The sequence below is a fragment of the Lactobacillus gallinarum genome (assembly GCF_002160635.1).
In the GTDB taxonomy this organism is placed as follows: Bacteria; Bacillota; Bacilli; order Lactobacillales; family Lactobacillaceae; genus Lactobacillus; species Lactobacillus gallinarum.
The window spans coordinates 1-10,747 of record NZ_NFKZ01000041.1; the positions used below are offsets into that span (position 1 = coordinate 1).

General features: G+C 38.7%; 8 protein-coding genes, 2 pseudogenes and 1 riboswitch. Of the genes and pseudogenes, 4 read left to right on the plus strand and 6 right to left on the minus strand.

All coding sequences use genetic code 11. The annotated features are described in order from the left end of the window. Positions 1-177: zinc ribbon domain-containing protein (locus tag B5E95_RS09470; RefSeq protein WP_143437071.1), on the plus strand; the 177-nt coding region annotated here is incomplete at its 5' end. A 176-nt stretch (positions 178-353) separates the two neighbouring features. Beyond that, entirely contained in the window at positions 354-644 is a 291-nt protein-coding gene (locus B5E95_RS09475; protein ID WP_087236428.1) for an HAD family hydrolase, read from the plus strand. Between the two features lie 54 nt (positions 645-698). Here the strand turns inward: B5E95_RS09475 and B5E95_RS09480 are convergent, their stop codons facing one another. The 6 genes and pseudogenes from B5E95_RS09480 to B5E95_RS11100 all read right to left on the minus strand — a co-directional run. After that, a complete protein-coding gene (locus B5E95_RS09480; protein ID WP_087176808.1) occupies positions 699-2,123 on the minus strand; it encodes a C69 family dipeptidase in 1,425 nt (474 codons plus the stop codon). 80 nt (positions 2,124-2,203) lie between these two features. Continuing rightward, entirely contained in the window at positions 2,204-3,016 is an 813-nt protein-coding gene (locus tag B5E95_RS09485; protein ID WP_087236430.1) for an AraC family transcriptional regulator, read from the minus strand. 161 nt (positions 3,017-3,177) lie between these two features. Then, positions 3,178-4,464, minus strand: coding sequence for a nucleobase:cation symporter-2 family protein (locus B5E95_RS09490; protein WP_087236432.1), 1,287 nt, complete (start codon positions 4,462-4,464; stop codon positions 3,178-3,180). Between the two features lie 6 nt (positions 4,465-4,470). Further along, on the minus strand, positions 4,471-5,049 hold the full coding sequence (locus B5E95_RS09495; protein WP_035443516.1) for a xanthine phosphoribosyltransferase: 579 nt from the start codon (positions 5,047-5,049) through the stop codon (positions 4,471-4,473). A 71-nt stretch (positions 5,050-5,120) separates the two neighbouring features. Then, positions 5,121-5,218: riboswitch (purine riboswitch) on the minus strand. 64 nt (positions 5,219-5,282) lie between these two features. Next, positions 5,283-5,468 (minus strand): annotated as a pseudogene (locus B5E95_RS09500) (helix-turn-helix domain-containing protein); the annotation flags it as partial. A gap of 94 nt (positions 5,469-5,562) precedes the next feature. Beyond that, a pseudogene (locus B5E95_RS11100) lies at positions 5,563-5,661 on the minus strand (helix-turn-helix transcriptional regulator); the annotation flags it as partial. 223 nt (positions 5,662-5,884) lie between these two features. Here B5E95_RS11100 and guaA point away from each other — a divergent pair. Together guaA and B5E95_RS09510 are read left to right on the plus strand one after the other, a co-directional pair. After that, on the plus strand, positions 5,885-7,435 hold the full coding sequence (gene guaA / locus B5E95_RS09505) for a glutamine-hydrolyzing GMP synthase (RefSeq protein ID WP_087236434.1): 1,551 nt from the start codon (positions 5,885-5,887) through the stop codon (positions 7,433-7,435). Positions 7,436-8,468: 1,033 nt separating this feature from the next. Next, positions 8,469-10,747 (plus strand): LEA family epithelial adhesin (locus B5E95_RS09510; RefSeq protein WP_087236436.1); only part of this gene is annotated, 2,279 nt, incomplete at its 3' end.

The window sequence follows — 10,747 nt, forward strand, 5'->3', positions numbered from 1 at the left end:
CATCAATGTGGCAGTATTATGGGACAAAATAGCTATAAGAAATTAACCCTTAAGGATCGGGAATGGACTTGCCCAATCTGTCAGACGCACCATATTCGCGATTGGAATGCGGCAGTGAACATCTTAGAAAAAGGATTAGGCAAGTGGCAGAATCCTAAAATAAAAGAGGCAGCCTAGAAAGGCTGCAGTCCGCTAGCAATTCGCGGACTTAAAAGGCTTTGGTAAATAGACGACCTCTATCGGCAATAGTCAAAAGATTACTGCTGGTAAGTCAAGTCCGTATCTAAGCAAGTTGGTGTTCTGGTTAGCGCAAGCTAGCAAGCCACTAAGCCCTAGACTTCAGTCTAGGGTAGTTGACTCTTAGTCATAATGATTTACGTCAGTATTTTGCAGGGATTGTTACCGGTGAAGATGTAAAAAATAATAAACCAGCCCCAGATATTTATTTGCATGCGTTAAATGTCGCAAAAGTAGATAAAAATGAAGCAGTAATTTTTGAAGATGCACCTAATGGGGTAGAGTCAGGATTAAATGCAGGGATTGATGTGGTACTTGTGCCAGATCAAGTAATGCCATCAGAAGAAATGATCAAGAAAGTAACCGTAGTTAAATCACTTGCAGATGCAGTTCCATTATTTGAGTAAAAAATAAGAGCTTGAGAATAATCTCAAGCTCTTATTGCTTTTAATATTTAATTATTAGTCAAGCAAGTCGTACTTCAAAGTCATTAAACCATGACCTTCATCAACCATTTGACCCAAAAGTTCAACAGTATTGTTGTAAACAATGTCAGACATCTTTTGGTTAGCTGCAATTAACTTATCTTGCAAATCCTTACCTGAAATATCCTTAACTGCCTTGTCAGTTTCATGTTGAATCTTGTGGCATTGTGCCAAACTTTTTTGTTCAAAGGCGTCTTCAAGTTCACCATAGACACGGTAGTTAGTATCACCAAGTTGAGCAGTTAACTTGTTTAACCAGAAGATCTTGTTCAAGTTAAACTTAGGAGTTGTTTGCCAAGCTTCTGGAGTAGTTGTGACATTAGTGTAGAATGGCACCATTGAGTTGAAGGTGTTTGGACCAAAGGCTAACCATTGAACACCAGCGATTTCTGCAGGTACGTCATTTCTAATTTGTAAAATGTGAGTTTCAAAGTTTCTGTTGATACCGATTGGACGGAAGGTCTTCTTTTGTTCAGGAGTACCTTGGTCACCGTATGCATCATAAGGAGTATCTTGGTAGTGTGAACTTTCAGCCCACTTAATATCTTCGATTGAGATTAAACGGTTAGCGTGGCAGATGAAAGGTTGATCTTGATCTGCTGGGGTACCGCCAAAGTCTGGATCGAAGTAGTTGTGAATGTACCAAGCACGTGGATTGTTGTAGTGAGCGTCTTTGATAGTTGAAGAACCAAAGATATGACGCATGTTGTAACCTTCACGGTCTGGGTTTAAATGATATTCATCGATTAAATCTTTTAAGTCACTTGCGGCAGCGAAGTTTTCAGTATCATCAAAATCAAAGTTATCGATGTTTAAACGGTTTGGTGCGATAACATAAGCATCGTCAGGGATGCGGCGTGCAATCCAGTGGTGACCACCGATAGTTTCAAGGTACCAGATATTGTCCTTGTCTGAGAAAGCCATACCGTTCATTTCGTAGGTACCGTATTTTTCAACAAGGTAACCAACACGCTTAACACCGTCAAATGCTGAATGAAGATATGGAAGAGTTAAAGTAACAAAATCTTCTTCACCAAGACCACCTTCGCTCGGATCAAGAATAGGGTCAACACCTTGAATACGTGAGTTAGTGGTAATAGTTTCAGTAGCAGTCATTGCCACGTTGTCAGCGTTGATACCAGCTGCCCCCCAAATACCATTCTTACCAGAAACATCAGGTGCACTGGTGTAACGAAGTGGAGTTTCAGCTAAGTCTTCATCATCGATCTTTTGCTTGCTGATAACGCTAGTGTAATGCTTAGGTTGGTCTTCAGGGTTAACTGCCTTAAAGCCTTCAGGGATAATGACACGGCCACCATCTTCACTACGAGCGATCATAGTTGAGCCATCAATAGTTGCTTTTTTACCTACTAAGATAGTAGTACATTCTGTTTGTTTCATTGGATCATTCCTTTACTGTTTTAATAAGTTATACACTATATATTGTATGCAAAGAAGCGTGAGTTAGGCAAAGAATATAATTAATTTCCACGAAATACGTTGGGACTAACTCCGCTATAACGTTTAAATGCTTTAGAAAAAGTGAATTCATCACCATAGCCCACTTTATGGGCAATCTCTTTTAAGTTGGAAGTAGTATTTTGCAGTTCTTTTTTGGCGGCTTCCATACGAAGTTGCATCAGATATTTTTGCGGTGAGATTTTGGTGTTTTTTCTAAATAAAGAATATAAAAAACTGCGTGAGACACCTAACCTGTTGCAAAGCTCCACGATATTGCAACTGGGATCAGTATAATTTTGTTGCAGATAATTAATAGCGATTTGATATTGATCATTTTTAGGTGTTTTGCGGACTGGTGGATGGTTAGGAAAGTCTTTTACTAGATGATAAAAAAGTTGATAGGTTAAAGCTGAAATTTGTAAATTGTTTAATAAGGTCTTTTTCTTTGTCAAACATTGATAAAGGTCATTTAGGGTTTGATAAAAGGCAGTTTTTTGAATTTGACGCAAGAAATTTTTATTAGGTAAATTTGATGCCTTGATGCTTTCATTAACGCCGTAGCCGGCTAAGCCAATCCAGAAGTATTCCCAGGGTTCATCATGGTCAGCTTGGAAAGAACAAGTTTGATTGCGCGGGACGTAAAAAAGATCGCCAGCTTTTAATTTGACTGCGTGGTGTCTACTAGAAGTAAAGCTGCCAGTTCCACTAATAATGTAATAAAAGATATCGTTCTTACGAAGATTGTCACCTTGAAAGAATTCATCAGGCTGACATTTTTGCCGGCCGTAAAACATGATGTAGCTTTCAAGGTTTTGAATGTTTAAGTTAGGCATGGATTCCCTCACTTTAAAAAAATTACGTTACTTCTATTATAAAAGAGTTTCAACAAGATTTTGCTTAAAAGGTGAAGAATGAAAAACGACCACATTAAGTGGCCGCTTTTGAATATTTATAGGGAATTGTGATATATAGAATTATGAAATGAAAAGGCTTTTTACTTATAGGCACCACTTCTTCCGTTGAATAAAAGATTAAGCAGAGTTGCACAGATGCTAGCAACAACGATACCGTTGCCTAAGAACAATTGAATGGTTTGGGGAAGGGTTTGGAAGATTTGCGGATAGACAGTTACGCCCAGTCCCATACCGATAGAAATTGCGACAATTAAAATGTTGCGATTATTTTCAAAATCAACTTTAGTTAACATTTTGATTCCTTGAACGGCAATCATGGTAAACATGACTAACATGGCGCCGCCTAAGACTGAATCAGGGATGATAGTAACTAGAGCACCGATTTTAGGAAGTAAGCCCATGGCCATTAATAAGCCAGCAGCCCAGTAAATCGGACGCTTAGTCTTAATGCCGGATAATTGAAGCAAGCCGACATTTTGAGAAAAAGTAGTGTAAGGGAAGGTGTTGAAAAGCCCGCCGAAGATTTGTGCTAATCCTTCTGCACGATAACCTTTTTTGAGGTCTTCTTCGGTGATATCTTGATGAAGTAGGTCGCCAATGGCAAAGAAGACGCCAGTGGATTCGACCAAGGAAACTAAGGCAATGATGATCATGGTCAAACAAGATGACCATTCGAATTCTGGCACCCCGAAGTAGAAAAATTGAGGCAAATGGAACCAAGAAGCTTCGGCAACTGGCTTTAATGAAACAAGCCCCATGCAGCTAGCGATTAGAGTACCAACAATTAATCCAATTAAAACGGAAATGGAACGTAAGAATCCTTTAGTCCAGACTTCGATGGCAATGATGATGAGGATGGTAATAAAGGCAGCGATTAAATTTTTCGCATCACCGAAGTCTTTGGCTTGTGCGTTTCCGCCGCCCATATTTTGGAAAGCGACCGGAATTAAAGTTAGCCCAATTACTGTAATTAAGGTCCCAGTAACTACTGGCGGGAAGAGTTTTTTGATTTTTGAAAACCAGCCAGCAATTAGAAAGACGAAGATTCCAGCAACGATAATGGCACCATACATCGTGTTAATTGAAAACTTCTGCCCGATCATTTCTAAGGGAGCTACCGCTTGAATTGCACAGCCCAAAACGACTGGCAAGCCAATGCCGAAATATTTATTACGGAATAGTTGAATTAAAGTGGCTAAACCACACATGAAGATATCAATCGAAACTAGGTAAGTCATCTGTGTGCTATTGAAGTGTAGTGCCGTACCAATTAAAAGGGGAACGGCAACTGCACCGGAGTACATTGCCAGCAAATGTTGCAAACCTAGGACAGCAGCTTTTTTGTGACTAACTTCTTTTTGTGCCATTTTTAATTATTCTTCTCCCTCGAAGTGTACTTGATCATTTTCAAAGCTATCGATTTTTGCTAGGGCTTCAAAGCGTAAGCCTTCATTTTCTACCCATTCGCTTCCGCCTTGGAAGGTTTTTGCAACAACAGCGCCAACGCCAACAATGTTACAGCCGGCTTGCTTGGCGATGTTAACCATGCCTTTGACTGCTTCACCGTGGGCAACGAAGTCATCGATGATTAAGATATGTTCGCCTGGGTGCAAAAATTTTTCTTCAACGCAGATCTTATTGTTGACCTTCTTGGTGTAAGAAAAGACGTCAGCCCAATAAACTGCATCATTCAAAGTAGATGGCTTTTTCTTTCGGGCAAAGATCATTGGCACGTGCAGTTGGTAGGCTGCCATGACACCAGGGGCAATTCCAGACGCTTCACAAGTTAAGACCTTATCGACTTTTTCATCTTTAAAAAGGCGGGCAAATTCTTCACCAACATGCATCATTAGTTGCGGATCAACTTGGTGATTCAAAAATGAATTAATTTTAAGCACATTTCCGGGTAAAACTTCACCATCTTGTTTAATTCGATCTACTAATTCCTTCAATATTATTCTCCTCAAGAAAGAAATAAGGACTTCTTCTACCTAAAACAGGTAAAAGAAGTCCTTAAGATTATTCTTAACGTTCATTCACCTATAGTCCGGTGTTTACGGTACCGGGTAGAGACTGTCGACCTTATTTCGACGATATATAGATATTTGTGTTGGCTTAATCTTAACAGAATATATTGCCGAACACAAGTGAAAAATTAAGGATTAATGTTCGATTATAGTAAAAATTATTCAGCTGCGATATCGTTATGGCACAGACTGATGATCTTTTCGATAATGCCATATAAGATCCCCGCGATTGGCCAGATGATCCAGCTGCGTTCCCAATCATTGGTAATGAAGCTATATCCTAGATAAAGTAAGACTGCTATTAACCAATAGAGTGTGGCGTATTTGTTCATAATCTTGCGACCAAGTTTTTTCTTAGGAGTGTAATCATCTGTTTGTAATAAAATGTTGTAGCTGTCCATAATGATATTGCTTTTGACAAAGAAGAACACACCGATTGGATACAGCTTGCCGACTAACATTCATCTTTTCAGCTAGTGCTTCTTGAGAAAGATGATTTTTCTTGCGTAATGCCGCAATTTTTTGACCTAATCTCATGATTGATCGTCCTTTCGTTTTGGAATAATTTAAGTTAACGAAAATTTGCGGTTGCAGACCACCACTTTTTTAATTGCATGTAGAGCAACTAGTAGTTGCAACTGGTGGTTGCGGTCGCTAAAGACGAACAATCACGCCTTGTTTTCTGATTTTTTAATTGACCTTTTTAATTTTTCCTAGTAGAGTTAGTTAAAAATGTTTAGTGAAAAGAGGGAGAATTTTTGTGGCTAAGAATCTAGACGATTTTGACAAGATTATTGTGCTTGATTTTGGTAGTCAATACAATCAATTGATTACTCGGCGAATCCGTGATTTTGGTATCTATTCAGAATTATTGCCACATGATCTTTCAATTGAGAAGATCAAGGCAATGAAGCCTAAAGGTATCGTATTTTCAGGTGGCCCTAACAGCGTTTATGATAAAGATGCGCTAAAGGTCGATCCTGAGATTTTCAAATTAGGAATTCCGATTTTGGGAATTTGTTACGGGATGCAGCTAATGAGCTATTACTTAGGCGGCAAGGTCGAACCAGCTGATAATAAAGAATATGGCCGGGCTAATATTACTGTTGAAGATCCTGATAGCGCACTTTTTAAGGGTTTGCCAAGCAAGCAATATGTTTGGATGAGCCACGGAGATTTGGTTACCCAAGCTCCTAAGGACTTTGAAGTAATGGCTTCAAGCAAGAACTGTCCGATTGCAGCGATTACCAATCAAGATAAAAAGTTTTATGGCATTCAGTTCCATGCTGAGGTTCGCAATTCTGAATATGGTTTAGACATTTTGAAGCGTTTTGCCTTTGATGTCTGTGGTGCTGTAGCTAACTGGACGATGGAAGACTTTATCGAGATGAAGGTTGATGAGATCCGTAAAGAAGTTGGCGATAAGAAAGTCATCTTAGGTCTTTCGGGTGGTGTAGATTCTAGCGTTACTGCTACTCTTTTACACAAAGCAATCGGCGATCAATTAACTGCAATTTTTGTTGATCACGGAATGCTGCGTAAAGACGAAGGCAATCAAGTAATGCAAGCCTTGAACAAGGATCTTGGTGTTAACATCATTCGGGTTAATGCCCAAAAGAGATTCTTAGACAAGTTGAAAGGTGTAACTGATCCTGAACAAAAGCGAAAGATCATCGGTAAAGAATTTATCGAGGTCTTTAACGAAGAAGCTAAGAAGTTAAAGGATGTAGATTTCTTAGCTCAAGGTACGCTTTATACTGATGTTATCGAGTCAGGTACCAACACTGCCCAAACGATTAAGTCCCATCACAACGTTGGTGGTCTTCCTAAGGACATGCACTTCAAGTTGATCGAGCCACTGCGTAAGTTGTTCAAGGACGAGGTACGTGAACTTGGTGAAAAGCTGGGCATTCCACATGACTTAGTATGGCGTCAGCCATTCCCAGGCCCTGGTCTTGGTATCCGTGTTCTTGGTGAAGTGACTGAAGACAAGCTTAAGATTGTGCGTGATTCTGATGCGATTTTACGAGAAGAAATCAAGAAGGCAGGTTTACAAGAAAAGATCTGGCAATACTTCACTGTTCTTCCAGGTATTCGCTCCGTTGGAGTAATGGGCGATGGACGTACTTATGACTATACGATTGGTATTCGTGCCGTAACCTCAATTGATGGGATGACTGCAGATTTTGCCCAAATTCCATGGGATGTACTTGGTCACATTTCAGATAGAATCGTCAATGAAGTAGATAACGTTAACCGCGTAGTTTACGATGTGACGAGTAAGCCACCTTCAACGATTGAATGGGAGTAATTTAATATATTAACATGAAGAGGGAACCCCAATATGACAGCATTTGAAGAGGGTCAATATTAGTAAAAAACACGGGTTAAAAGTAAGTTGTCTACCGAAAATTGAATATTTTTACTTACTTTTGTTGAAAAGTAAGTGACTGTTGTCCTACTTATCGTCAGTGATAGGTGGGGCATTTTTTGTTTCTGTTTGTTGACACAAAAGAAATGCTGAAATCCAAACGGAGCAGTCTGTTTGATCGTTGTTGTTACTTATGACGAAAACATAAGTAAATCAGATATGAAATCTCGAAATGACCTTGAATGAAATCTCAAGGTACTCATTCTCGAATGCCATATCTGATCGGTCGCTAGGATAAAGGGAAGACTATCAGGCCGCCCTTTCAAGCAGTATATAATATAATTAACAAATTGGTATATATCAATTAATGCTGAGCAGAAACTAACCCGACGATTCATAAATTTAGTCAGCCGTTTTCGGTCGCAACCGAAGGCTGAAAATTTATTTTGCCGGGACGGCAAACATGAGGGGGTCATTGCACGATGAAGCCGTTAAAGGATTCATCAACTTCAGTTACACCGAACGGGATAAGGAAACCGAAATTAAGCGGAAAAGGCAATGAAGAACCATCTCTGTATCAAAGATTCAAGCTAAAAAGTCAGTACTTCATGAAGGAAACGACTTAGAGTTATAATTTAAATTTAAACATTATTTCTAGTACCACAATATATGAAAAGAGAGCAGTGAGATTGCGTCTCACTACTCTCAATCGCGAACTTGAATAATTTTAGTGTTTGAAAAGAGATTAGCCTTTGCGGTTAGTCTCTTTTACTATCTGGTAAGTTGACTGCAAACAGAAAAGCCGCCCGGCTCGAGAGCCAAGCGGTCATCAAAGTCGCTAAACGGTGTTATAATATTATCAGATTGAAGAAATATTATACTCAACAATTAGGCTGATAACTTAACGGTAGCACTCTTGTTCTGGTGTACTGCAATACACCACTAGTTATTAAATTGGGGAGTAAGAATAACGATGAAGCGACTTAAATTTTTAGAAACTAAACGGACACCGCATTATAGTCTGCGTAAGTTTAGCGTTGGTATGGTTTCGGTATTATTAGGAGTAACCATTTTTGGAATTAACTTTACAGATCATTCTGTAAAGGCAGCAACCATAGAAAGCGTTGAAAATTCCAATAGTTCACCAAACAGTAGGTTGCAACAGACTTCAGCAGTTGGCAATACAACTGCTGAACAAACTAATACTCAGAAAACAACTAGAGCAACACAAAAAGTTCAACAAAGTAGTGCAAGTAACAATGCAATAGCTAATAATTCTACAGAAGCTGCGACAACCCCACAATCTTCACCAGAGACGCAAGGTAGTGCTGACACTGATATTAAATCATCAGCAGCAAAATCAGCAGCAAAATTAGCAGTTACAGTAGATCAAAATAACACTAATACTCAGCAAGCAACTAGTGCAAAAGAAAAAGTTCAACAAAGTAGTGCAAGTAACAATGCAACAGCTAATAATCCTACAGAAGCTGCGACAACCTCACAATCTTCACCAGAGACGCAAGGTAGTGCTGCAACAGCTAATAATTCTACAGAAGCTGCGACAACCTTACAATCTGCACCAAAGACGCAAGGTAGCGCTGACACTGATATTAAATCATCAACAGCTAGATCAGCAGCTACGAATTTAGTGACAATTTCTGGTACTGACAGAAATGCAGCAGCTAAATTAGCAACTATGAATTTATTGAGAATGAATTTAACGCAAACTACTGGTATTTCTGATAAAGTAAATGAAAAGAGCATTAATGATCAGCCAGCTAAAGAAAATCAAAGTTTGGCCAATAAGACTAAACTGACTTCTTCAGATAACTACAGTTCTAATATCTATAAAGGTAAAGATGGAAATTATTACAAGATTGTAACTATTAATGGTCAGGACTACGTTTACCATGCTGCTGATATTCAAGCTAATGGTACTGATTTGGTGGGGAATTTGAAAGGAACAGCTGAAGATAATAAAAATAATATCAATATTTCTAAAGAAGATTTAGGAAATGGTAAGACACGTTGGACTGTTGTTTTCTTCCCTAATAAGGGATTACAAAATGTTGGCTATGACGTAAGTGGGTTAATTTCTGCAAAATTTGGTATTGCTCTCACAAAAGACTACCAAATCGTTGGTAATGTTAACATGGAAGTAATTAGTGATCCTACTAAATCATTTAGATATTATACATTTGAGAAGGATAGCACTAGCGCTACTGAAGATACATTACAAAATCCAACAGACGAAGTAGACTTTTCATTTAATCCTAAGACAGATGTCGATAAAAATACTGGTTTAATTAATAGTAAAACCATGCCAGCTTATAACAATAAATATTTGCAAGGCCCATACTATTTCACTACTGCTACTGATACTGGTAAAAAGAACTTATGGCAGACTTACTTTAAAAAATGGGGTCTATTTAGTAAAGTATCTAATAATGCACATGATGGGAAACCTTATGTAGGTAACGATCATGAACTTCATTTTAATGATTTTAAAATTGCAAGTAAAACTGGAGTTGACGGTGCAAAATATGGAGACTTAATCATTGATGACAAACAGGGCGGAGTTAAGGGCGTATTTAGCAGTGATAACTTTAACCAAGCAATGGAATTTAAGTCACAAGGTAAGACTGGTAAGGGTTATCCACAATATTCTTCTTATGTTATTTCCTTTACTACGCAACACACAGACTCTCATGAAGTAGATTTAATTAAAAGTCCGAAAGGTCAACAATTCTCAGGAATCTCAGCTAATATTTATTCTAATCAGGATGGCTACTATAACATGTATTCTAGCTTATATGGTGAGCAGAGAGCACTGAAGGCAGATGGTGCAGTAAAACAAGCTAAAGATGTTGTTTCTGGTTGGGATGCTAAGAAAGCAGCAAACAAAGTAGTCGATGAAGCTTTGGCTAAGAAATCAGATGAAATCAAAGCTAACACAAACTTAACTGACGAAGAAAAATCTAAGTTAGCTAATGACGCAAACTCTGCTGCAAATGACGCTAAGGATAGAATTCAATCCGCTACGACTAACGATGGTGCAACCCAAGCCGGTGAAGATGGTGAGACAGCAATCGAAGCAGTAACAGTTCCAACTGATTCTGATGTTAAGAAGACCGCTAAGGCTGCCATTGATAAAGCTCTTGACAATACGAAGAGCGAAATTAATTTAGCAACCAATCTTGATCAACCTACTAAAGACAAGTTGATCAAAGCAGCAACTGATGCAGCAGATAA